Origin of the sequence: Rhodococcus cercidiphylli (assembly GCF_033042225.1) — a bacterium.
Taxonomy (GTDB): Bacteria; Actinomycetota; Actinomycetes; order Mycobacteriales; family Mycobacteriaceae; genus Rhodococcoides.
The window spans coordinates 436,066-457,750 of sequence record NZ_JAWLKE010000001.1 but is presented as its reverse complement, the minus strand read 5'-3'; the positions used below and the strand labels follow the sequence as shown (position 1 = coordinate 457,750).

The 21,685-nt window shown below is 65.2% G+C and carries 23 protein-coding genes and 1 pseudogene; 6 read left to right on the top strand and 18 right to left on the bottom strand.

The window, feature by feature from the left end; genetic code table 11:
- Positions 1-31: 31 nt before the first annotated feature.
- From R3P95_RS02210 to R3P95_RS02200, 3 genes are all read right to left on the bottom strand, one after another.
- A complete protein-coding gene (locus tag R3P95_RS02210) occupies positions 32-223 on the bottom strand; it encodes a DUF3046 domain-containing protein (RefSeq protein WP_027496833.1) in 192 nt (63 codons plus the stop codon).
- Positions 224-233: 10 nt separating this feature from the next.
- Positions 234-1,406, bottom strand: coding sequence for a glycosyltransferase (locus tag R3P95_RS02205; RefSeq protein ID WP_149405922.1), 1,173 nt, complete (start codon positions 1,404-1,406; stop codon positions 234-236).
- A gap of 90 nt (positions 1,407-1,496) precedes the next feature.
- Entirely contained in the window at positions 1,497-2,078 is a 582-nt protein-coding gene (locus tag R3P95_RS02200) for a TetR/AcrR family transcriptional regulator (RefSeq protein WP_149406050.1), read from the bottom strand.
- A 280-nt stretch (positions 2,079-2,358) separates the two neighbouring features.
- Between R3P95_RS02200 and R3P95_RS02195 the strand changes: the two genes are divergently transcribed.
- Positions 2,359-3,255 carry a diacylglycerol kinase gene (locus R3P95_RS02195; protein WP_149405923.1) on the top strand — a complete coding sequence of 299 codons (897 nt, stop codon included), beginning with the start codon at positions 2,359-2,361 and terminating at the stop codon, positions 3,253-3,255.
- 13 nt (positions 3,256-3,268) lie between these two features.
- Here the strand turns inward: R3P95_RS02195 and R3P95_RS02190 are convergent, their stop codons facing one another.
- From R3P95_RS02190 to pgsA, 5 genes are all read right to left on the bottom strand, one after another.
- Positions 3,269-3,442, bottom strand: a complete 174-nt coding sequence (locus R3P95_RS02190) for a hypothetical protein (RefSeq protein WP_179276638.1) — start codon at positions 3,440-3,442, stop codon at positions 3,269-3,271.
- A gap of 98 nt (positions 3,443-3,540) precedes the next feature.
- Entirely contained in the window at positions 3,541-4,410 is an 870-nt protein-coding gene (pspM, locus tag R3P95_RS02185; RefSeq protein WP_262498344.1) for a phage shock envelope stress response protein PspM, read from the bottom strand.
- A 43-nt stretch (positions 4,411-4,453) separates the two neighbouring features.
- Entirely contained in the window at positions 4,454-5,263 is an 810-nt protein-coding gene (locus R3P95_RS02180; RefSeq protein WP_068050702.1) for a PspA/IM30 family protein, read from the bottom strand.
- A gap of 144 nt (positions 5,264-5,407) precedes the next feature.
- Entirely contained in the window at positions 5,408-5,749 is a 342-nt protein-coding gene (locus R3P95_RS02175) for a helix-turn-helix domain-containing protein (RefSeq protein WP_032397883.1), read from the bottom strand.
- 198 nt (positions 5,750-5,947) lie between these two features.
- Positions 5,948-6,637 carry a CDP-diacylglycerol--glycerol-3-phosphate 3-phosphatidyltransferase gene (gene pgsA / locus R3P95_RS02170; RefSeq protein ID WP_394855244.1) on the bottom strand — a complete coding sequence of 230 codons (690 nt, stop codon included), beginning with the start codon at positions 6,635-6,637 and terminating at the stop codon, positions 5,948-5,950.
- A gap of 140 nt (positions 6,638-6,777) precedes the next feature.
- On the opposite strand from pgsA, the gene R3P95_RS02165 reads away from it, so the two are divergent.
- Entirely contained in the window at positions 6,778-7,365 is a 588-nt protein-coding gene (locus tag R3P95_RS02165) for an amino-acid N-acetyltransferase (protein ID WP_262498345.1), read from the top strand.
- 41 nt (positions 7,366-7,406) lie between these two features.
- Positions 7,407-7,691, top strand: coding sequence for a YciI family protein (locus tag R3P95_RS02160; protein WP_149405924.1), 285 nt, complete (start codon positions 7,407-7,409; stop codon positions 7,689-7,691).
- A gap of 88 nt (positions 7,692-7,779) precedes the next feature.
- Here the strand turns inward: R3P95_RS02160 and R3P95_RS02155 are convergent, their stop codons facing one another.
- Both R3P95_RS02155 and R3P95_RS02150 read right to left on the bottom strand, forming a co-directional pair.
- Positions 7,780-10,467, bottom strand: a complete 2,688-nt coding sequence (locus R3P95_RS02155) for a DNA translocase FtsK (RefSeq protein WP_317547210.1) — start codon at positions 10,465-10,467, stop codon at positions 7,780-7,782.
- A gap of 69 nt (positions 10,468-10,536) precedes the next feature.
- A complete protein-coding gene (locus R3P95_RS02150) occupies positions 10,537-11,160 on the bottom strand; it encodes a TIGR03085 family metal-binding protein (protein WP_188078630.1) in 624 nt (207 codons plus the stop codon).
- 95 nt (positions 11,161-11,255) lie between these two features.
- Here R3P95_RS02150 and R3P95_RS02145 point away from each other — a divergent pair, with 95 nt between their 5' ends.
- Positions 11,256-12,035, top strand: coding sequence for a sulfite exporter TauE/SafE family protein (locus R3P95_RS02145; RefSeq protein WP_094614466.1), 780 nt, complete (start codon positions 11,256-11,258; stop codon positions 12,033-12,035).
- Between the two features lie 31 nt (positions 12,036-12,066).
- Here R3P95_RS02145 and R3P95_RS02140 read toward each other — a convergent pair whose 3' ends face one another.
- The 3 genes from R3P95_RS02140 to thyX form a co-directional block, all read right to left on the bottom strand.
- Complete coding sequence (locus R3P95_RS02140; RefSeq protein WP_149406055.1) at positions 12,067-13,821, bottom strand: ribonuclease J; 1,755 nt, start codon at positions 13,819-13,821, stop codon at positions 12,067-12,069.
- 107 nt (positions 13,822-13,928) lie between these two features.
- Complete coding sequence (gene dapA / locus R3P95_RS02135; protein ID WP_032377140.1) at positions 13,929-14,837, bottom strand: 4-hydroxy-tetrahydrodipicolinate synthase; 909 nt, start codon at positions 14,835-14,837, stop codon at positions 13,929-13,931.
- 100 nt (positions 14,838-14,937) lie between these two features.
- The gene (gene thyX, locus R3P95_RS02130; protein WP_068050707.1) at positions 14,938-15,690 is read right to left on the bottom strand and encodes an FAD-dependent thymidylate synthase; all 753 of its coding nucleotides are present in this window, start codon (positions 15,688-15,690) and stop codon (positions 14,938-14,940) included.
- A 140-nt stretch (positions 15,691-15,830) separates the two neighbouring features.
- On the opposite strand from thyX, the gene R3P95_RS02125 reads away from it, so the two are divergent.
- On the top strand, positions 15,831-16,310 hold the full coding sequence (locus tag R3P95_RS02125; protein WP_317532422.1) for a hypothetical protein: 480 nt from the start codon (positions 15,831-15,833) through the stop codon (positions 16,308-16,310).
- A gap of 5 nt (positions 16,311-16,315) precedes the next feature.
- Here the strand turns inward: R3P95_RS02125 and zwf are convergent.
- The 4 genes and pseudogenes from zwf to R3P95_RS02110 form a co-directional block, all read right to left on the bottom strand.
- Positions 16,316-17,791, bottom strand: a pseudogene (gene zwf / locus R3P95_RS02120) (glucose-6-phosphate dehydrogenase).
- Between the two features lie 43 nt (positions 17,792-17,834).
- On the bottom strand, positions 17,835-19,043 hold the full coding sequence (locus tag R3P95_RS02115) for a winged helix-turn-helix domain-containing protein (RefSeq protein ID WP_317532421.1): 1,209 nt from the start codon (positions 19,041-19,043) through the stop codon (positions 17,835-17,837).
- A gap of 35 nt (positions 19,044-19,078) precedes the next feature.
- Complete coding sequence (locus R3P95_RS26235) at positions 19,079-19,195, bottom strand: MFS transporter small subunit (RefSeq protein ID WP_441344172.1); 117 nt, start codon at positions 19,193-19,195, stop codon at positions 19,079-19,081.
- A complete protein-coding gene (locus R3P95_RS02110) occupies positions 19,192-20,553 on the bottom strand; it encodes an OFA family MFS transporter (protein WP_068050714.1) in 1,362 nt (453 codons plus the stop codon). The genes R3P95_RS26235 and R3P95_RS02110 overlap by 4 nt, the downstream gene beginning before the upstream one ends.
- Positions 20,554-20,689: 136 nt before the next feature.
- Here R3P95_RS02110 and R3P95_RS02105 point away from each other — a divergent pair, with 136 nt between their 5' ends.
- Positions 20,690-21,133: a hypothetical protein gene (locus R3P95_RS02105; protein ID WP_262498347.1), complete on the top strand. Its 444-nt coding sequence runs from the start codon at positions 20,690-20,692 to the stop codon at positions 21,131-21,133.
- A 95-nt stretch (positions 21,134-21,228) separates the two neighbouring features.
- Here R3P95_RS02105 and R3P95_RS02100 read toward each other — a convergent pair whose 3' ends face one another.
- Complete coding sequence (locus tag R3P95_RS02100) at positions 21,229-21,681, bottom strand: flavodoxin family protein (protein ID WP_317532420.1); 453 nt, start codon at positions 21,679-21,681, stop codon at positions 21,229-21,231.
- Positions 21,682-21,685: the final 4 nt, after the last annotated feature.

The window sequence follows — 21,685 nt, the reverse complement described above, 5'->3', positions numbered from 1 at the left end:
GCCGGAAAAGATCGACCGGACCGGTGCGGTACTACCAGCGCTCTTTCGGAACGTCGAACTCGTAACAGATCGAGCGCCACACTTCTCGCGGGTCGACGCCGTCCTCGATGGCCTGCGCTCCGGTGCGACCGATGCCGGACAACACATGATCGGCCAGCAGGGAGTTTCCTCGAACGGAGCCGAACTCCTCGGTGAGGAGTTCACGAAATTCGGTCAGACGCACAACGACAACCCTAGCGCCCGCTCCGTGGACCGCTGCGGGCGAGCACGTGACGACACACCGACACCGGATCCTCGACGGACTGCGACCCGTCCGCCGCCGCCCCCGCTGCCCGAGCGAAACGCGGATCGGACAGCACCGTGGCCACCGCGTCGGCGATCGAGGTCGGCGTCGGGGGTCGTACGATGACCGCACTCCCCTGCCGGGCGGCCCGATTCGCCAGCTCCCACTGATCACCACCGCCGGGGACGGCCACCACCGGAACGCCGTGGACGAGAGACTTGGCCAGCATGCCGTGGCCACCGCCGCATACCACTACATCGGCACGGCGCAGCAGTTCGTCCTGGCGGCCGAGGCCTGCGTTCGCCCAGCTCGGGAGAGCGTTGGGACCTCCGTCGAGAACGGAGGCCACGACCCGCACCCCCTTGCCGTCCAACCCTTTCAGCGCCATCTCGAGCATTCCTTCCGCACCGGTGAAGGCGGTCGACGGCGCGACCATCACCAGCGGTGCCGAGCCGTCGGGAGCATCGAGCAGGTCGTCCGTCGGCTCCCACAGCAGCGGGCCGACCACGTGCGCCTCCGCCGGCCAGTCGGGACGGTGCACCTCGAGCGCGGGAATGGTGGCAACGAGCCGAGCAGCGGGGCCCGGGTCCTCGGCAGGCAACCCGATGCTCGTCCGTGCGTTGGAACGCTGTACGCGCCCCTGAGCGATCGAGCGTGCCGTCAACGCGCGCATCACCACATCGCGCAGCCTGCCCCGAATCCCGATACCCGGAGCCAAGCCACTTCCGATGGGAGGCAACCCTTTCGAGGGCGAATACAGAGGATGGGGCGAGAGTTCGACCCAGGGGATACCGAGACGCTCGGCGGCCATGCCACCCCCTGCGGTGAGGATGTCGGACACGACGAGATCGACGTTCTCCCGCTCGAGGTCGGGTAGCAACTCGGTCGAGACGAACGCCGCCCGAGAGTGGATCCGTTGTCCGGCATCGAGATCGTCGTCTTCCGGCCGCGGTGCGAGTCCACCCAGCGGAAGCGCTCGCAGGCCCGCGGCGTGCGCGGCGGGTACCCAGCGGCTACCGGTGAAGAGGATCGGTTCGTCGCCGGCCGCGCGGAAGAGCAGAGACAGGGCGATCGCCGGAAAGGCATGCCCCGGATCGGGCCCGGCCACCACTGCTACTCGCACCGACCCAGCGTGCCACACTCGAGCCGTACCGCTCGACGTGTGCCGAGATCAGGTCGCGAGAGGGGCGGTCAGGTCAAGACGCAGCCTCGTTCACGCACCCTCGGGTCGCAAGTAACGGTCGACGGCGAACGCCATCTGGCGTGTCACCTCGGCACCGGACACCCGCTCGGACACCATCTCCGCGGACTGGACCGCAGACTGCACCATCAGCAACACCAACGTGGCCAGAGTGGTGGGATCCCCCGCACGAATCGAGGAATCACGTTGTCCGGCAACGACCAGAGAAGCCAGTGCATCGATGATCAACGCCTGACTGGTTCCGAGCCGATGCAGAATGTACGTGGCGAGCACGTCGGAATCGGAACGCAGAATCTTCACGAAAAGCGGATGGAGTCGAATGCGGTCGGCAACGTCACCCACGGCAGTCACGAGCTGATCACGAGCCGGTGCCGAAGCGTCGAAGCTCGGAATCAGGGCACCGATCTCTCGCGTGAGCAGGCTCGACACCACAGCTCGTGTATCGGCCCATCTTCGGTACACGGTGGGCCTGCTGACCTTGGCGCGACGCGCAATCTCGGCCAAGGTCGTGCGCTTGACTCCGTGTTCGAGGATGCAGGACCGGGCCGCGTCGAGAACGGTGTTCTCGACCGACTTCTCGGGAGCAGCGGTCACGGACGACGACTGCGGTTGCTCCGACGAGACAGGACTCGACGCCGGCTGCTCGATCACGTGCCACCTTTCTCGATTCGGACAAAAAGACCGTATTACGCGTAGTAACAGTCTATTTCGTTACAGTACCTCACGGTTACACGCACATCGGGCCCGAAGATCGCCGGTAACACGCATGCGCAATCTGCGTCGGGGGCATTCGACCAGGAATCGCCTCGGTCACCACCACGGCAATCGTCGACCCTGGCAAGCTGATCGATGTGATCGAAAAATCGTTGCGAGCATGACCCGATCGGTGACGGTGTTGACCAATCCGATGGCCGGCGGTGGGCACGCGGGGCACGCCGGACGGTGCGCCGTGGCTCGACTGCGGGAGCGTGAACTTCACGTCACGGCCATCGAAGGCCGCACACCCGGGGATGCGTTGACTTTGCTCGAGAAGGCAGTCGGCAGCGGTACGGACGCGGTGGTCGCCGTCGGCGGCGACGGGCTAGTCAATCTCGTCGTCCAAGTACTGGCCGGCACCGACGTCCCGATGGGCCTGATCCCGGCCGGTACCGGCAACGATCTGGCACGGTCTCTGGGACTGCCTCGAAGCAATGCTGTTCACGCCGCCGACATCGTCGCCGACAACGTCACCCGCGCAATCGATCTCGGACGGATCGGCGAGCGCTGGTTCGCCACCGTCCTGTCCAGTGGTTTCGACTCGCTGGTCACCGAGAGGGCCAAGCGACTGCGCTGGCCACGCGGACCGCTGCGGTACAACGCAGCGATGATGCTTCAGCTGGCGTCCCTCCGAAAGCTGCCGTACGTCATCGAACTGGACGATGCCGAGCTTCGTCTCGACGCCACCCTGGTCGCTGTCGGAAACGGCAGAAGTTACGGTGGCGGGATGGTCGTGTGCCCCGCCGCGCTCGTGGACGACGGGCTTCTCGACGTCACCGTCATCCGAGGGGTGAGCCGGACTCGACTGCTCGGACTGTCCCCCACGCTCTACCGGGGAACACACATCGACCGGCCCGAGGTGGACACCTACACCTCGACGCAGGTCACGCTGCGATGCGACGGAATCGTCGCCTATGCGGACGGTGAGCGAGTCGCCGAACTACCTGTCACCGCGCGTTGCGTGCCGCGGGCACTTCGGGTGTTCGTGAATCAGGATCCCTTGGCTCGCGGGTGACCGAGCCGCCGCGTCAGAACTTCAGCGACGAGCGATCGTTGTCGGAGGAGATCGCCTTGTACAGCCATACCAGGCCCAACACGATCGCGCCGGCCACCACGAGCCAGAAGACACCCTTGATGATGGTGCCCAGAAGCGCGAGCGCAATCCAGATCAGAACGATGAATCCCAGTACTTTCCAGAACATGAGTGCTCCTACCGTGTCGCCGCGCACCGTGTCGTTTCGCGTACTTCGATACTGGCACTCGCGCGCGACGAACACATCGGGGTGAACCCTGAATTGTCTCAGCGGTGCCGCGACCGAATCTGGTCGAGTTCGGTGAGCGCCTCGGCCCACCCCTGCAGTCGATCCGTAGCCGACAGCAGCTCGCGTCGATGCGATTCCACGACCGTCGTCGACGCCGATCCTGCCGGTCCGGTCATCCGCGCGGCCGCGGCCACGAGCTGCTCGTACTGATCGACACCGGTGGCGAGTTCGGCTGCAGCCGAGGCTATTCCGCCGCGCAGGTGCTCGCGGGTCACAGCGCTTGCCGCCCCCGCACGTTCCAGAGCGGCGATGTCGACGGCGACTCCTTCGAGGCCGCGGGCTGCGTCGGAGGTCACCCCGATCATCTCCTCGACGTCCTCGGCACCGATCGTCTCGGACCTCGCCAGGATTCCCAGTAGCTCGAACAGACTCTGCTCGGCACCGGCCAGTCGGGTCATCGACTCGTACGCGGCAGATCCGCGCTGAGGCAACACGCGCTTGGTCGGTAGTCCCACCGGCACCGGCTGCGCTCGAAGACGCCGCAACCGCGTCACCGCGAATGCGGCCGGGACGGCCATCAGCGCAGCACTACCGCCGCCCACGAACAGAGTCCACTCCGGTGCCGACAGCACGGCCATCCCCGCAGTTCCCACGGCCGTCGTCGTGGACGCGGCACCGAACCTGATTCCGCGTCGTCTGGCGCGGCGAATTTTCTTCAGGTGCTTGACGCGGGGATCCCTTCGGCGCCCTGCGGCGTCGAGAATCGAGGTCCCGACACTCCGAGCGGACTCCGCCAGAGATTTGACCACGGCACCGGACTCGGTGACGGCTGCGGTCACGGCCTCGCGATCGAGCGAAACGGCCGGCCGCTTACGCGACCGGCCGGATTCGTGTTCTCTACTGTTCATGTCGACGTTGCTGTCGGACGTCCGAGCTGTTCGCCGGCTCGATCTATGCCTGAGCCGGCGGCTCGGGCGTCGCGTCCGGGGACTTCGAGATCGAGGGCTTCGCCGCGGCATTGCCCGACGGCAACGAGTCGCCTGCCATCGATGCACGAATCTGTTCGAGGCGGCTGTGACCCGCCATCTGCACCGACGCCTGCTGAACCTCCATCATGCGACCCGACACGGTGTTCTGGGCCAGCTCTGCCGATCCGAGGGCATCTGCGTAGCGACGTTCGATCTTGTCGCGCACCGCGTCGAGGCTCGGGGTGTTGCCGGGCGCGGACAGCGTGCTGTCCATCGACCGCAGGGATTCGCTGACCTTCTCCTGCATCTTCGCCTGCTCGAGCTGGCTCAGTAGCTTGGTGCGTTCTGCGACCTTCGACTGCAGAGCCATGGCGTTCTGCTCAACGGCCTTCTTCGCCTGGGTGGCTGCCTGCAAGGACTGGTCGTGCAGGACCTTGAGGTCCTCGACACTCTGCTCGGCGGTCACCAGCTGTGCTGCGAACGCCTCGGCTGCGTTCGTGTACTGCGTGGCCTTCTCGATGTCGCCTGCAGTGGCGGCCTGATCGGCCAGCGTCACCGCCTGCCGCGCGTTCGCGTTGAGCTTCTCGACCTCGTCCAGCTGACGGCTGAGCTTCATCTCGAGCTGGCGCTGATTACCGATGACCGACGCGGCCTGCTGGGACAGAGCCTGATGCTGTCGCTGTGCGTCTTCGATCGCCTGCTGAATCTGAACTTTGGGGTCGGCCTTCTCGTCGATCTTGGAATTGAAGAGCGCCATCATGTATTTCCAGGCCTTGACGAAAGGATTAGCCATGGGGTGGTCCTGCCTCCATCTGTTGCGCCGCGGTGGCCGCGTACGGGTCGGCTGCTCTCGCAGTGACCGAAATGAACCTGTCCGTGCTGTGAAAGTCGGGTGCGTGGTCTGGGTCAGGAGTGGAAACTGGGTACTTTTCCGATCTTAGGCGGCGGCGAGTGCTCTGGCAGCAGGTGCCGGAATCACGACGCGAGTATCGCCGTCGATGCGGGTGGCGACCGCCGCCTCGTCGAGCCGCGCGGCGGCGGTCGAGGCGTCGGACAGTGTCACACTGACATCGCTCATGACGTCCGAGAGCGGGACGGCGAGGGCGTCGCAGATCGCAGCGAGGAGCTCGCTCGACGCTTCCTTGCGACCGCGTTCGACCTCGGAAAGGTATCCGAGGCTGACGCGTGCGGTGTTCGAGACTTCACGCAGGGTTCGGCTCTGTGCGACGCGAGTACGCCGCAAACTGTCGCCGAGTGCTTCACGCAATAGCAGCGCCATCTCGCTCCTCCTCGTTGGTGTTCGTGCCGACGGCTGTGCCGTCGAGACGACAACGTTCACATCTCGTTCGTCCGGAGCCGTCACGATGTTCAACGTCCCAGTCGGTCCGATTGGTTCCCGACCCTATATGCCCGTTCACTGCGACACGCGCCGAAACAGCTGCGACACGGCCACCACGACTGTAGCCCGCCGACGAGTTCACGCGGAGGACACGCCTCGGCGCAGACGAACGGCCTGCACCACGTAGTCCATACCGGTGTAGACGGTGAGCAGTACCGCCAGCGCCATCAAGGCGACCGCGACCGGGTCGAACACGCTCGGCAGCGGGCACAGGTACACCCCGATCGCGAACGTCTGCACCAGAGTCTTCACCTTGCCGCCGCGCCCTGCGGGGATCACTCCGTGGCGGATGACGGCGAACCGCACCGCGGTGATGCCGATTTCCCGCACACCGATTATCACCGTCACCCACCACGACAGGTCGCCCAACATCGACAGTCCGACGAGCGCGGCACCGATCAGAGCCTTGTCCGCGATGGGGTCGGCCATCTTCCCGAAATCGGTGACGAGACCGTACTTGCGGGCCAACTGACCGTCGATCCGGTCGGTGATGGCAGCAGCAGCGAAGATCGCGGTTGCCGCCAGCCGCCAGGATGTGTCGTGGCCGTCACCGACGAACAGTGCCGCGAGAAAGACCGGCACCAGTGCGATTCGGAGCACCGTCAGGACGTTCGCGATATTGAGCAACGGCACTTCGTCCGGACCACCGGTGACAGCGTTGCCGTGAGGCAGTCCCGAATCACGTGGGACCGAAGCACCGGAGGGACGGTTGCCCGGAATCTCGCCACTGGATGGAACGCCGTGATCGGGCGTCACCGGCCCGCTCATCGGCAGAACCGCGCGCCGTCGACGACGTACCGGTCGGTGTGTCGGCTTCGGCGCAGCACCGATCCGCCGAGACGGGGACACAGCTCACTGAACGACACACGAAAAGTTTATCGGTTGCGGTACTGACTACTGTTCACCCCATGACTTCTGGGCCGAATCGGGCGAGTCGCGACATCGCAGACCCCGAATCCGACGTGCAATCCGACATCGCGGACCTCGGCTCCGCGAACGACGGCACCCTCGTCGTGCGTCGAGCCAGAACCTCCGACATCCCCGAGATCAAGCGTTTGATCGACATCTACGCCGGACGCATTCTGCTCGAGAAGAACCTCGTCACCCTGTACGAGGCGGTGCAGGAGTTCTGGATCGCCGAGCGTGACGGCGAGATCATCGGCTGCGGTGCGTTGCATGTGCTGTGGGCCGATCTGGGCGAGGTTCGCACGGTCGCCGTCGATCCCGCCGCCAAGGGGCACGGCGCAGGCCACCTGATCGTCGCCAAACTGATCGAGGTCGCTCGTGATCTGGCGCTGCAGAAAGTGTTCGTGCTGACCTTCGAGGTGGACTTCTTCTCTCGACACGGGTTCGCCGAGATCGACGGAACCCCCGTGACGGCCGAGGTCTATGCGGAAATGTGCCGTTCCTACGACACCGGCGTGGCGGAGTTCCTGGACCTGAGTTACGTCAAACCGAACACTCTGGGCAACACGCGGATGCTGCTGTCGCTCTGACAGAATTCCGGGATCACCCCTCGAATCCGGAAGAGAGCTCCATGCCCCTGATCGCCGTCAGCTACACCTACTCACCCGCCACCACGGACGGACGCGACACCCACCGCGCAGCGCACCGCGCCTGGTTGGCCGACCTACTAGACCGGAAAACTCTGGTGTCGAGTGGACCGTACGCCGACGGCAGCGGTGCGCTCCTGCTGGTGGAGGGCGCGGATGCTGCCACCGTCGAGAAGCTGTTCGCGCAAGACCCGTTCGCGGTGGAGAACCTGATCGAGTCGGCGACCTTCCACGAATGGACGCCCGTCATGGGCACCTTCACGTCCTGATCTGCCCCACTCCCCCCCCGTTCGCGTGAATGGACCACTGCACCGCCGAGACGGCTGCAGTGATCCATTCACCCAGGCCGGGAAGCGGTCAGAACTCCTCCGACGCGGGCTGCTCGTCCGGGTCGCCGCCCTTGATTGACCACAGCAAACCGTCGAGCTCGTCGGGCTTGACGAGTACCTCGCGGGCCTTCGAGCCTTCGCTCGGGCCGACCACTCCGCGGTTCTCCATCAGGTCCATCAATCGCCCGGCCTTGGCGAAGCCGACTCGAAGCTTGCGTTGCAGCATCGACGTCGAACCGAACTGACTCGTCACGACCAGTTCGACCGCCTGCAACAGCACGTCGAGGTCGTCGCCGATGTCCGGGTCGACGTCCTTCTTGTCCGAGACCTTCGCAGCGGTGACGGTCTCGTTGTACTCCGGCTCGGCCTGGTTCTTCGCGAAGTCGACGACGGCGGCGATTTCCTCGTCGGTGATGAACGCACCCTGCAGACGCGTCGGCTTGCCCGCACCCATCGGCAGGAAGAGCGCGTCTCCCATACCGATGAGCTTCTCCGCACCCGGCTGGTCCAGGATGACGCGGGAGTCGGTCAGGGACGACGTGGCGAAGGCCAGACGCGACGGCACGTTCGTCTTGATCAAGCCCGTCACGACGTCGACCGAAGGACGCTGGGTGGCGAGCACCAGGTGAATGCCGGCGGCGCGCGCCTTCTGGGTGATCCGCACGATCGCCTCTTCGACGTCACGCGGGGCAGTCATCATCAGGTCGGCCAGCTCGTCCACGATGGCCAGGATGTAGGGATACGGCCGGTAGACGCGTTCGCTGCCCAGTGGTGCGGTGATCTCGCCGGACCGCACCTTCTTGTTGAAGTCGTCGATGTGACGGACCTTGTTGATCTGCATGTCCTGGTAACGCTGCTCCATCTCCTCGACGAGCCAGGCCAGCGCCGCGGCAGCCTTCTTGGGCTGCGTGATGATCGGGGTGATGAGGTGCGGAATTCCCTCGTAGGGCGTCAGCTCCACCATTTTCGGGTCGATCAGGATCATCCGAACCTCGTCCGGGGTCGCCCGTGCGAGCAGCGAGACGAGCATCGAGTTCACGAAGCTCGACTTACCGGAACCGGTCGATCCGGCCACCAGCAAGTGCGGCATCTTCGCGAGGTTGGCGCTGACGAAGTCGCCCTCGATGTCCTTACCGAGTCCGATCACCAACGGATGGTGATCCTTACGCGTCGACGGCGCAGTGAGCACGTCCGCCAGACGGACCATCTCACGGTCCGAGTTGGGCACCTCGATACCGACCGCGGACTTGCCAGGGATAGGCGCGAGCAGGCGAACGTTGTCGGTGGCGACGGCGTAGGCGATGTTGCGTGCGAGTGCCGTGATCTTCTCGACCTTGACGCCGGGGCCCAGCTCCACCTCGTAGCGGGTGACCGTGGGGCCGCGGGTGAAACCGGTGACCGCGGCATCGATCTTGAACTGTTCGAGTACCTCGGAGATCGCCTCGATCATGGCGTCGTTGGCCTGGCTGCGGGTCTTGGGCGGATCTCCGTCGATCAGCAGCGACAGCGACGGCAGCGTGTAATCCCCGTCGACGACGCGATCGACGACGATCTTGTCGTCCTCGGCCGGCTGTTTCGGTTCGGCCGCCTTCACGATCGGCTTGGGCTTCGGCCGCGGGGGCGCGACCGGCTCGGGAGCAGGTGCGGGGACAGCGGCGGCGGGTGCGATGACCTCGGTGGCAGCCTCGGGCGGCGGGGTCTTGCGCGCGCGTGACGGCTTGACGACCGGGATGTATTCCTCGGTCGGGTAGTTGTCGTAGGGGTCCGCGCCTCCGTGGACCGGGTAGCCGTCGGCGTCGAAGTTGCTGTCGTAGTCGCCGTAGCCCTCGTCACCGAATTCGGAGCCGAAGTCGGCCGGGTCGTACTCGTCGTATTCGTCGCCGCGGCTGTCGGTGCCGAACAGTGCACGCATCCGATCGGGTACATCGCGCACGGTGGTGCCGGTGAGAAGCAGCACTCCGAACAGGCCGGCGAGCAGCAACAACGGCACGGCCAGCCACACGGTGAGGCCGTCGGCTATGGGTCCACCTGCCACGTATCCGACGAAGCCTGCGCCCTCGGATCGGCCGGCGGCGTCGGTCGGTGAGCCTGCGGCCATGTGCCACAGTCCGAGGATCGGCAGGCCGAGCAGGATCGATCCCAGAACAAGTCGCGGCCGTACCTCGGGATGCGGTTCGGAGCGCATCAGAACGACGGCGATGGCGACTCCGAGCACGGGCACGACGTAGCCGGCTCCACCGATGACGGCGCGGATACCCACCTCGATCCATTCGCCGACCGGTCCCCCGGCGCTGAGCCACACACTCGCGGCGATGACGACACTGGCGGCGATCAGTCCGAGGGCGATCCCGTCCCGCCGGTGGCCGTGCTCGATGTCGGCGGCTTTGCTCACCGTCCGCGTCGTGGCACCGACTCCGCGTGCTGCCATCGACCAGGTGGAGGCGATACCTCGCCCGATCGCGTCGAGGGCACCGCGTGACTTCTTCTTCGCCGCGGGCCGCCGAGACGTCGACGCACCCCTGGCAGGGGCCTTACCGCGGGAGGACGCGTTCGCACGCGACGTCGCGGGATTGCGCGGCGCGGTGGGCTTCTTCGGCGTCGTCACGGTGCGCGCAGTACGCCCGCCACCGGACTTACGGGCGGTGCCGGACGCGCGCGAGGAGCCGGATCCGCTGGATCCGGCTCTGGCGGTGGAGGTGCTGGTCTTTCCTGCCATGCCCTCAGGCTAGTCGCAACAGCCCCGTCGAAACCATCCGCAACACCAGTAACAGCGGGGGTGAATGTGTCAGAAGCTCAGATCGAGTGCCTTCACGGCAGCCACGTCGTCCGCCGAACCCTCGTACAGCACCTCGATCTGATCGCGCCCGAACGCGTAGAGCAGCAGTTCCGACGGCTCCCCCACCACGGTCACGCCCGGGCCCGATCCACCCTTGAACGTGGCCGTGCGGCCGTCCGGGGTGCGGACGTGAACCGGAATCGGCGCAGAACGGTGTCCGGCCCGGCCTATCAACCGAACTTGCGGCCACAGGCGCGTTTCCACCGCGGCCGGCAACACTCGTCGAGTCCAGCTCTCGCCTGCCCGGCGGAGATCCTCGTGATGAACGAACATCTCACCGAGATTGATCAGGGGGTCCAGCAGTGCGAACGGCGACCACATGGGCGGCCCCGTCCGTATGTCCTCCACTACCGTCGTGAACGGTTTGTTCGCAACGGATCGCTGGACGCGCTCCGTGTACCCCGCGAGCGGAGAGAGAAATATGCCGGGCGAGGCGTCCAGGCGTCGTTCCCGGACGACGAGATGCGCCGCCAGATCGGCTGCGGTCCACTCTCCGCACAGCGTCGGCGCATCGGGACCCACGTCGAGAAGGGTCTGGACCAGTTGGGAACGTTCATCCTGGGCGAGGCTCACGCGGTCCACGGTACGTCCCGAGCGATCCGACGGCATCCCGCCGCCCCACACTCCCCGATGTTCGATGCACCTGCGGCGTCGGTAGCCTCCCAACAGTGCCGGTATCGGAAATTCTCGTCATCCTGCTCGCCGGACTCGGAGCCGGAGCCATCAACGCCGTCGTCGGTTCCGGGACGCTGATCACGTTTCCGACGTTGGTCGCATTCGGCTATCCCCCGGTGGTCGCCACCATGTCCAATGCGGTGGGCCTGGTGGCGGGAAGCGTCTCGGGTACGTGGGGTTATCGCCGAGAGTTGCGTGGACAATGGCATCGACTGCGGTGGCAGTTGCCTGCCTCGTTCTTGGGCGCGCTCGGCGGTGCCTGGCTGCTGCTCCATCTACCCGAAACCGTGTTCGCCGCAGTGGTTCCGGTATTGCTCATCGGCGCGCTGATTCTCGTTGTCGCACAACCGAGAATCCAGGCCTGGGCCAAACGGCGATCGGAAGCCGCAGGCAAGGCCGCGAACCACATCAGCCGTACCCGGATGGCCTTGGTCACCGGCGGCACTCTGCTGGTCGGCATCTACGGCGGCTATTTCACTGCCGCACAAGGCATCCTGCTCATCGGGGTGATGGGAGCGCTGCTCCCCGAGACCATGCAGCGGATGAACGCAGCCAAGAATCTTCTGTCATTGGTCGTCAATGTCGTTGCAGCGGTGACGTACACGATCTTTCGCTTCGACGACATCAGCTGGCAGGCAGCGGGACTAATCGCGGTCGGCTCGCTGATCGGTGGAGCCGTCGGAGCGCGCTACGGCCGCCGGCTCTCGCCGGCGGCCCTGCGCGGCGCCATCGTCGTCCTCGGTCTGATCGGACTCTGGCGACTGCTCGTCTAGACGATCGCGTCCAGTTCGGCTGTGGGAGCGCCTAGTTCGACTGCGGTTGCGGCTTGACTGCGATGATCGTCGGAACGATCATCGGCTTGCGGCGATACTTGTCCGCCACCCACCGACCGACGACACGACGCACTGCCTGCGCGATGCGGTGCGTATCGGACACGCCGTCGGACGCCAGACGCTGCAACTCCGACTCGACGAGTTGACCGGCTTCCTTGAGTGCAGCCGGATCGTCGGAGAATCCGCGACCGGACACCTCGGGCGCGGTCACTGCACGACCGGTGGCCGAATCGACGGCGACGCTGATCGCGATGAAACCGCCCTCGCCCAGCACCAGTCGGTCGGACAGCGTCGAATCGCCGACGTCACCGACAGAGAGGCCGTCGACGTAGACGTGCCCCACAGGCACCTGTCCGACGATCTCGGCGAGACCGTCGACCATGTCGACCACCACGCCGTCCTCGGCCAGCACCACTCGCTCCTCGGGTACGCCCGTCGCCTTGGCCAGCGCCGCGTTGGCGCGCAGGTGACGCCACTCGCCGTGCACCGGCATGGCATTGGTGGGCCGAACGGCGTTGTAGAGGTAGAGCAGCTCTCCCGCCGACGCATGGCCGGAGACGTGAACCTTCGCATTCTGCTGCGTCACGACGGTCGCACCCCGCTTGGCGAGGCCGTTGACCACCGCGAACACCGAGTTCTCGTTGCCGGGAATGAGTGAGGACGCCAGCACCACGAGATCGTTCGCCTTGACGTTGATCTGTCGATGCTCGCCGCGAGCCATCCGGGACAGCGCCGACAACGGCTCGCCCTGCGAACCGGTGGAGATCAGCACCAACCGGTCGTCGGGAAGCGTTGCGGCAGTGTCGACATTGACCTCGAGACCGTCGGGCACACGCAGGTAGCCGAGATCCTGAGCGATCTGCATGTTGCGGACCATCGACCGGCCGACGAACGCCACGCGGCGGTTGTACCGCTCGGCGACGTCGATGACCTGCTGAATGCGGTGCACGTGGCTGGCGAACGACGCAACGATGACGCGTTGCTTCGCCTTGCCGATGACGGTGTCGAGTACTCCGCCGATCTCGCGTTCCGGCGTGACGAATCCGGGCACCTCGGCATTGGTGGAGTCGACCAGAAAGAGGTCGACACCCTCGTCGCCGAGCCGGGAGAAGCCGGCCAGGTCGGTCAGACGACCGTCGAGCGGCAGCTGATCGAGCTTGATGTCACCCGTGTGCAGCACCAGCCCGGCATCGGTCCTGATGGCGATGGCGAGCGCATCGGGAATGGAGTGGTTCACCGCGAAGTATTCGCAATCGAACGGGCCGTGCTGCGTGTGCTGACCCTCGATGACCTCGACGAGGTTCGGGCGCAGCCGATGCTCACGACACTTCGCCGCTACCAGGGCGAGCGTGAACTTCGATCCGACGACGGGCAGATCGGGCCGCAGGCGCAGCAGGAACGGGACTGCTCCGATGTGATCCTCGTGGCCGTGCGTCAGGACCACGGCCTCGACGTCGGCCATGCGGTTCTCGATGTGCCGGAAATCGGGCAGGATCAGGTCGACACCGGGTTGCTGGTCCTCGGGAAAGAGCACGCCGCAGTCGATGATCAGCAACTTGCCCTGGTGCTCGAACACGGTCATGTTGCGGCCGATTTCGCCGATACCACCCAGCGCGACCACACGCAGGCCCTTGAACGGTGCCTTGGGCGGAGTTCCGAGTCGCTGTGTCGGATCGAACTCGCGCCGCTTGTCGGGACGCTGAGTCCGCGCCGAGTTCTGCACCATCGGCTTGCCCTGGCGGGCGCCTGACGGTCGGCCCTGTGCGGGGGCCGGCCGCTCGGACGGCGGTCCGGCGTTTCGGGTTGCGCGTCCGCGCGATCTGTTCGGTCGTGTCATACAAGAACTCCTGCCGCCCGCAGCTCCGCTGCGAGCAATTCGATGTGGTCGATGCTCGGTGGCACCTGGGGAAGTCGTGGTTCGCCGACATCGATTCCGATGAGGCGAAGGCCGGCCTTCGATGCGCTGACGCCGCCGAGGCGCGCGACCGAACGAATGACCGGAATGAGGCTGACGTTGATCGCCTGAGCACGCGCAATGTCGCCCATCATGAAGGCGGTGTGCAGCTCGCGGAGGCGAGCCGGAACGAGGTGGCCGATGACGCTGACGAAGCCGGTTGCTCCGACCGAGAGCCAGGGCAGGTTCAGCGGGTCGTCGCCGGAGTAGAACTGCAACCCGGTCGACGCGATCAGTTCGGCACCTGCGTTCAGATCGCCCTTGGCGTCCTTGACCGCGAGGATCCGTGGATGCTCGGCGAGTCGACGCAACGTCTCGGTCTCGATGGGAACGACCGACCGCGGCGGAATGTCGTAGAGCATCACGGGCAGGTCGGTGGCGTTCGCGACCGCGGTGAAGTGCGCGTACAGACCGGCCTGCGGCGGGCGGGAGTAGTACGGGGTGACGACCAGAAGACCGTGTGCGCCTGCACGGGCGGCGTCACGGGCCAGCTCGACGCTGTGTGCGGTGTCGTTGCTGCCGGCTCCGGCGATGATGCGTGCCCGATGACCGACCGCGGCGATCACCGCGCGGAGCAGTTCGAGCTTCTCGTTCTCGGTGGTGGTCGGCGACTCGCCCGTTGTGCCGGCCAGAACCAGTCCGTCGTTGCCCTGCTCGACGAGATGATGTGCCAGCCGAACGCCCGCATCGATATCCAACTTGCCGTCCGCTGTGAACGGGGTCACCATCGCGGTGAGCACCGTACCGAACACAGGCGCAACGGAAGGAGCGGCGTCACCGTAGGTCATGGCAGCAGATTACCCGGTGCTTTGCCCACTCTCGCGCAGCGGGACTCCCCGCCGACAAGGTCCAGCCATACCCGGTCTACGCCGCAACCGAACCTCGTACTCAGACCTCGGTCACGAACGGGCTGCGGGCGACTTCCGTACCGTCCGGCAGCGTCGAGATCTCGAAGTCGCCGAACACGTCGGGAGCCACTCCCACGAGCTTACGCAGACATTCGACGGCAACGCGTCGAATCTCCACGTCCGCATGCTCGGAGGCGCGCATCGACACGAAATGCCGCCATGCTCGGTAGTTTCCGCTCACCACCACGCGTGTCTCGGTCGCGTTCGGCAACACCGACCGAGCCGCCTGCCGCGCCTGCTTACCCCGCAGAGCGGCGTTGGTGACCGATTCCAGTTTCCCCTCCAGCGCACCGAGCAGTTCGGTGTAGGCCGCCCGACTCGCCTCGGTCGCAGACGCGAACAGCGCCTCGAGCTCGGGATCGCCTTCGACAGCCGGTGGAAGAACCACGTTGGCGTCGTGTTCGGGAACGAATCGCTGCGAGAGTTGCGAGTAGGAGAAGTGCCGGTGCCGGATCAGTTCGTGTGTGCACGATCGCGAGATTCCGGTGATGTAGAAACTCACGCTCGCGTGCTCGAGAACCGACAGGTGTCCGACGTCGAGCAGATGACGCAGATACGACGCATTGGTCGCGGTCCGAGGATTGGGCTTGGACCAGCTCTGGTAGCAGGCACGACCGGCGAACTCGACCAATGCCTGCCCGCCGTCCGCGTCGGTTTCCCAGGGAATGTCGACGGGCGGAACGAACTCGGTTCGGGCGACCAGTTGCACTTTCAGCGCAACCGTCCGCGGCACAGCTCTACCTTCGTTTTCTGCTGACACCGCACAACCCTAAACGCGGCACCGATGCCCGGCGAACGATGGCGTCACGGTGCCGCCACATGACGTCACCAGGCGCGCTTGACCGACGTCAACTATGACGCCACACTGGCGTCATGGAACTGGACAAGTACACCGCGTCGCTACGCACGGATCTACTCGCAGCGGCCGCTCTGGGCGACGAGCACACCCGCCAAACGGCCGAAGCTCTCGGCAAGACGGCGGAGGCGTCGGCCAGATTGATGCTGCTCACGGCACTGTCGGACTTCGCGGCAGAGATATCGAACGACCTGGATGGTCATACGGTCACCGTTCGCCTCGACGGTACGCAGGCGCACGCCGATGTTCGACGCGACGGCCCGCTGCCCGGTCTGCACGACGGCGATCCGGCAGAGCCCGTCACCGAGGACTACCCGACCATGGACGACGTGTCCGGTGAGGTCCGACGGGTGACGCTGCGATTGGTCGAGCAGATCAAGGAACGGGCCGAGGACGCCGCGAACAACAGCGGAGTGTCGCTCAATTCGTGGTTGTCGCAGGCAGTTCAGGGCGCACTGCGTGATCAGATGCGCAAGGACCGTGGCTGGAACAACTGATCGGCCTACTTCTTCTCGCGCCACTCCCGCTCGAAGGGCAACCGCCACGCGTGTGGGGCGATGAGTTGATGGATCGCGTTGGGCCCCCATGACCCCGGTGCGTACGACCGGACCGGGGGTGGATCGGCGAGCAGCGGTTCGGAGACCTGCCACAGCCGCTCGATACCCTCGGCCGTGGTGAACAGGGTGTGATCGCCGTACATGGCGTCGAGGATCAGCCGTTCGTAGGCTTCGAGTACGTCTCCGACTCGTTCGGTTTCGTGAATCGCGAACTGCATGCTGAGTTTGTCGAGGTGCATACCGGGACCGGGCCGCTTGCCGTAGAACGACAGCGAGACCTTCGAGGCGTCCGCGAGGTCGAAGGTCAGGTGGTCGGGACCTTGCGCTCCCACACCCGAGCCGGCCGGGAACATGCTCTTCGGTGGTTCCCTGAAGGCGATCGAGATGATGCGCTGCCCTTCGGCGAGTCGCTTACCGCTGCGCAGATAGAAGGGCACACCGGCCCAGCGCCAATTGTCGATTTCACACTTGAGAGCCACGAAGGTGTCGGTATCGGAGTCGGGGGCTACGCCCTCTTCTGATCAGTATCCCGAGTATTGCCCTCGCACAACGTTTTTCGGGTCCAGGGGCAGCATGGATCGGAAGACCTTGTTCTTCTCCTCGCTGATGGCGCGGGGTTCGAGCGCCGTCGGCGGTTCCATGGCCATGAACGCCAGCACCTGGAACAGGTGCGTGACCACCATGTCCTTGTACGCGCCGGTGGATTCGTAGAAACCGGCTCGGCCGTCCAGTGCGAGCTTCTCCGGGATGTCGATCTGGACGTGATCGATGAAGTTGCGGTTCCAGATCGGCTCGAACAACCCGTTGGCGAACCGGAAGGCCAGGATGTTCTGAGCGGGTTCCTTGCCGAGGAAGTGATCGATCCGGAAGACCTGATCCTCGTCGAACGTTTGGTGAACCCGAGCGTTCAGCGCGATCGCGCTCTCGAGGTCGGTGCCGAACGGCTTCTCCATGATGATCCGTGAGCGCTTCACCAGATCTGCCGATGCGAGCGTATCCACCACTGCCAGAGCAGCTCTCGGCGGAACAGACAGGTAGTGCAGCCGTTCGGCGCTTCCTCCGAGGTCGATCTCGGCCTCGGCCACGGCCTCCCCCAACGCCGCCGGTCCTGCCTGCTGCGACACGTAGGTCAGTCGCGAGGCGAAACGATTCCATTGCTCGTCGCCGACTTTGCGACTCGAGTGGGTGTTGATCGATTCGCGAGCGAGAGCGCGGAATTCGTCGGTCGACATCTCTTCGAGAGATGTGCCGACGACCCGGATGTTCGGCGCGAGATCGGACAGCGCCAGATGCATCATCCCGGACAGCAGTTTTCGCTTGGCCAGGTCTCCTGTCGCCCCGAACAGGACGACGACCTGGGGTGGGAGTTCGGGGGCGGTGTCTGTCCGTCGCGAAGTCACACTGGAAATAGTGACACCGATTCTGCCGACCTGCACTTCGGCAGAATCGAACCCCCGACCGACGTCATCGCAGTGCGGCGACGAGGTCTCCCCGGTCCCCCACCACCACGCGTTCGAGTTCGAGCCAGTCCGCCATCTCTCGCAGGACGTCTCGTAGTCGAGGCGCAATGTCACCGGCGTTGCGGTCGCCTTCGACGTAGGCCGCGATCACGTGCAGTTCGGACTGCGCTCGCACTGCCTTGAGATCGACGCGAGCCACCAGATGCCCGTCGAGCAGAAAGGGAAACACGTAGTAGCCGTGAACTCGCTTGTGCTGTGGGGTGTATATCTCGATTCGGTAGTGGAAGTCGAACATTCGCTGCACCCGGGGCCGAAAGAAGATCATCGGATCGAACGGGCACAGCAGTGCGGCGGCGGTGGCCGTTCGCGGTGTCCTGGCGTCGCGGTGCAGGTATGCCGGTGCGTTCCAGCCTCGGACGGTCACCTGTTCGAGTACGCCGTCCTCGACAAGTTCGCCGATCGCCGCCTTGGCCTGCTTCTGCGAGAGCCGGTAGTAGTCCCTCAGATCCGGCTCGGTACCGATTCCCAATGCCCGAGAGGATTTTTCGATCAGTTGCCGTACCGCGTCCGGTTCGTCGACGCGCCTGTGCAGAACGTTCTCCGGGATCACTTGTTCGCTGAGCTCGTACCGGCGCACGAATCCCGTCCGTGTCGGCACGGTCACCACGCCGGCCGCGAACAGCTGTTCGCAGACGACCTTGACATCACTGCGATCCCACCAGGGACCTTTGCGACCGGGGGTGTCCAGTTCGAGGTGCTTCTCGATCTCACCCGCGCTGGCCGCACCGATGTCGCCGATCACCGCGAGGACGTCGTCGACGAGAGTCGGTTCGCGATCGAGGATGTGAGCAGCTCCGCCCCACCGCCCGTGTCGATACAGCTCCATTCGCCATCGCATGAGCGGCCAGTCGTCCACGGGCAGCAATGCGGCCTCGTGGGCCCAGTACTCCACCATTCGACGAGGTCGACGCGCAGTGTCGGTCCATGCGGCGTCGTCGACGACAGTGCGATCGTAGGCACCGACGCGGCTGAACACCGGTGCGTAGTGCGCGCGCACCACCACCGACACGGAGTCGATCTGCAACAGCCCGGTGGTGTCGATGGCTGCGTGAACCGCGGCCTTGCTCGCCGGCCGAGTACGCGACCGCCTCGACGCCAGCCCTTGGGCGGCCAGGGCGGTACGACGCGCGGCGGCGGCACTCATCTCCTGCATCGGACCAGCCTGTCACGGCCCACCGACACGTCGACTCACGTGCTGAACAGGTTCGCCGCCTTGAGGATCAGTTCGTACAGTCCGTAGGCGAACGGCACGGCAACCCACGCCCATGCGACCGCCATCGTGACCTGCTTGCGTCCGCCGCTCATGCCTTCGCTCCTGTGGTCGTCGCGGCCTTCGCCGGATCGGCTTCGTGGTACTTCGATGCGACCGGCTTGATCGCCTCGTTGGCAAGGAAGCCGACCACGAGCAGACCGATCATCACGTAGAACGCCGGTAGGTATCGGCCGGTGGTTCCGGGTTCTCCGGCGTCGGCGATGGCGTTGACGATCAGCGGCCCCAGGACACCGGCCACCGACCACGCGGTGAGGAGTCGTCCGTGGATCGCGCCCACCTGATACGTACCGAAGAGGTCCTTGAGATAGGCCGGAACCGTGGCGAATCCCGCACCGTAGAACGAGAGAATGAGCAAGGCCGAGACCATGAACAGGATCTTGTTGGTGTTGGTGAACAACGCGATGTACAGGTACAGGAGAGCGCCGACACCGAGGTACATCCGGTAGATGTTCTTACGCCCCACCACGTCGGACACCGAAGACCAGACGAACCGTCCGATCATGTTGGTCAGGGAGAGGAACGCGACGAAACCGGCAGCCGCAGCGGCGAGAGATTCGGGCGAGGTCGCGTCGGGAAAGAAGTCCTGATAGATGCCCGATCCGCGCTCGAGAATGCCTATTCCGGCAGTCACGTTGAAGCACAGGACGACCCACAGCAGCCAGAACTGGGGAGTCTTCACTGCGTTCGCGGCCGAGACGTTGTGCGTCGAGATCATCGCCGATGACGCGGGCGGGGTCCATCCGGCCGGGGTCCATCCCTCGGCCGGCACTCTGATCAGCACGACTCCCAGTGCCATGAACACCGCGTATCCGACGCCGAGCGTGAGGAACGTCTTGGCGATGGACCCGTCGGTGAAACCGCCGAAGTTCACCATCAGCTGGCTGGTGAGGGGCGACGCGATGAGTGCGCCGCCGCCGAAGCCCATGATGGCGATACCGGTGGCCATGCCCGGCCGGTCCGGGAACCATTTCATCAAGGTCGAGACCGGTGAGATGTAGCCGATTCCGAGGCCGATACCGCCGACGAACCCGTAGCCGAAGATCACCAGCCAGAACTGTCCGAGGGCCATGCCGAGCGCGGACAGCAGCAGTCCCGAGACGAAGAAGACCAGGGAGACGGCCATCGCCCACCGCGGACCGTTCTTCTCGACGCGGGTTCCGAAGATCGCCGCGGACAGGCCGAGCATCACGATGGCGAGCTGAAACGGAATGGCAGTGACGGTGCCGCTGAGCCCGAGTGCGTCGGGCTGCGAGATGGCGTTCTTGAACACGCTCCAGGCGTAGGCGGATCCGATCGCGAGGTGAATGGACAGCGCGGCCGGGGGTATCAACCAGCGGCTCCACTCGGGTGTCGCGACGATGGCGGAGCGATCGAGAATGCGGAGGGTCATCGAAATCCCTTGAGATAGAAAGCGGTACAAGCGTGCAGTATCTTCTGCAGTCAAACACGTGTACCGCCCTGCTCGCTCACAACTGCCAATAGTTTCTTCACCGAACTCACTTTTCTGGCCGCGTATCCTCGCGGCAGTGGATATCGAGCGGTGGCGCAGCAGATTGCCGGTGAGACGAGCCTCCGACGGTGAGGTGATCGGGTGGACCGTCGCCCACGACACGAGTGCACAGGACGAATACGACGACGGTTACACCGTCGATGCCGTCAATCCCGCCGGCATCACCGTTGCGCACGGCGTGCCGATCGAGACTGCGATCGCCCAGCTCGAGGATCGCGGTCTGGCATCGCTGTCGGCTCCACATTGGACCAAGGCACCCCTGCCACTCGAATCCGAGACCGATCTGAGTGCACCGCAGGAGGACTGGCCGTGGCGGCGGGTGCTGATGACGCAGCTCGACGACAATCGAGTGTGGATCAGGCCCGCGTATCCGAGTTGGCCGGAGCGCCTGCTCGAGATTCCGCTGCCGATCCCGGCCGACGACATCCTGCGCCCGGACTCCCCCGCCGACTCCGACTGAATCAGTAACGCGCCACTAGGGACCTCAGCGCGTCGGCTACGTCGCATCTCTCGGGTCGGGTGTGTGGGCAACCGAAGGAGCTCGAGAGGAAGCCCTCAGATCGACAACCCCGCCGCAACGGTTCCGCCGAGTTCGTAGCAGCGTTCACGTGCAGGTTTGCCGCTCTCGGCGACGTGCAGGGTGCCGAACACCTTCTCCAGACCCCAGCCCGACGCGATCTTCTCGATCGCCCGTCCGGCACCCACGGTGTCGTCGTTGCCGTGAACCCAAGCAGCGTAGGGCTTTCCGGCAACGGCACCGAGACACGGGTAGTACACGGTGTCGAAGAAGTGTTTCAGAGCCCCGCTCATGTATCCGAAATTCGCCGGTGTTCCGAAGAGAAAGCCGTCGGCACCGAGTACGTCGGGAACGGTCGCGCCGAGAGCAGGCACACTGCGCACGTCCACGCCGGTGATCTCGGGGTCGTGAGCGCCGTCGAGAACTGCCTCGAGAAGCTCGTGGGTGAGCGGGCTCGGGGTGTGATGAACGACCAGCAGGGTGCGCGTCATCGAA

What these genes read in the sequence shown, in the direction of transcription:
- pspM (WP_262498344.1), bottom strand. Translation starts at nt 4,410, where the DNA reads ATGAACAGTAGAGAACACGAATCCGGCCGGTCGCGTAAGCGGCCGGCC.
- pgsA (WP_394855244.1), bottom strand. Translation starts at nt 6,637, where the DNA reads ATGAGCGGGCCGGTGACGCCCGATCACGGCGTTCCATCCAGTGGCGAG.
- R3P95_RS26235 (WP_441344172.1), bottom strand. Translation starts at nt 19,195, where the DNA reads ATGAGCGGCGGACGCAAGCAGGTCACGATGGCGGTCGCATGGGCGTGG.
- R3P95_RS02115 (WP_317532421.1), bottom strand. Translation starts at nt 19,043, where the DNA reads ATGCAGGAGATGAGTGCCGCCGCCGCGCGTCGTACCGCCCTGGCCGCC.
- R3P95_RS02110 (WP_068050714.1), bottom strand. Translation starts at nt 20,553, where the DNA reads ATGACCCTCCGCATTCTCGATCGCTCCGCCATCGTCGCGACACCCGAG.
- R3P95_RS02100 (WP_317532420.1), bottom strand. Translation starts at nt 21,681, where the DNA reads ATGACGCGCACCCTGCTGGTCGTTCATCACACCCCGAGCCCGCTCACC.
- R3P95_RS02180 (WP_068050702.1), bottom strand. Translation starts at nt 5,263, where the DNA reads ATGGCTAATCCTTTCGTCAAGGCCTGGAAATACATGATGGCGCTCTTC.
- R3P95_RS02165 (WP_262498345.1), top strand. Translation starts at nt 6,778, where the DNA reads ATGACTTCTGGGCCGAATCGGGCGAGTCGCGACATCGCAGACCCCGAA.
- R3P95_RS02190 (WP_179276638.1), bottom strand. Translation starts at nt 3,442, where the DNA reads ATGTTCTGGAAAGTACTGGGATTCATCGTTCTGATCTGGATTGCGCTC.
- R3P95_RS02140 (WP_149406055.1), bottom strand. Translation starts at nt 13,821, where the DNA reads ATGGTGCAGAACTCGGCGCGGACTCAGCGTCCCGACAAGCGGCGCGAG.
- dapA (WP_032377140.1), bottom strand. Translation starts at nt 14,837, where the DNA reads ATGACCTACGGTGACGCCGCTCCTTCCGTTGCGCCTGTGTTCGGTACG.
- R3P95_RS02155 (WP_317547210.1), bottom strand. Translation starts at nt 10,467, where the DNA reads ATGGCAGGAAAGACCAGCACCTCCACCGCCAGAGCCGGATCCAGCGGA.
- R3P95_RS02175 (WP_032397883.1), bottom strand. Translation starts at nt 5,749, where the DNA reads ATGGCGCTGCTATTGCGTGAAGCACTCGGCGACAGTTTGCGGCGTACT.
- R3P95_RS02125 (WP_317532422.1), top strand. Translation starts at nt 15,831, where the DNA reads ATGGAACTGGACAAGTACACCGCGTCGCTACGCACGGATCTACTCGCA.
- R3P95_RS02195 (WP_149405923.1), top strand. Translation starts at nt 2,359, where the DNA reads ATGACCCGATCGGTGACGGTGTTGACCAATCCGATGGCCGGCGGTGGG.
- R3P95_RS02160 (WP_149405924.1), top strand. Translation starts at nt 7,407, where the DNA reads ATGCCCCTGATCGCCGTCAGCTACACCTACTCACCCGCCACCACGGAC.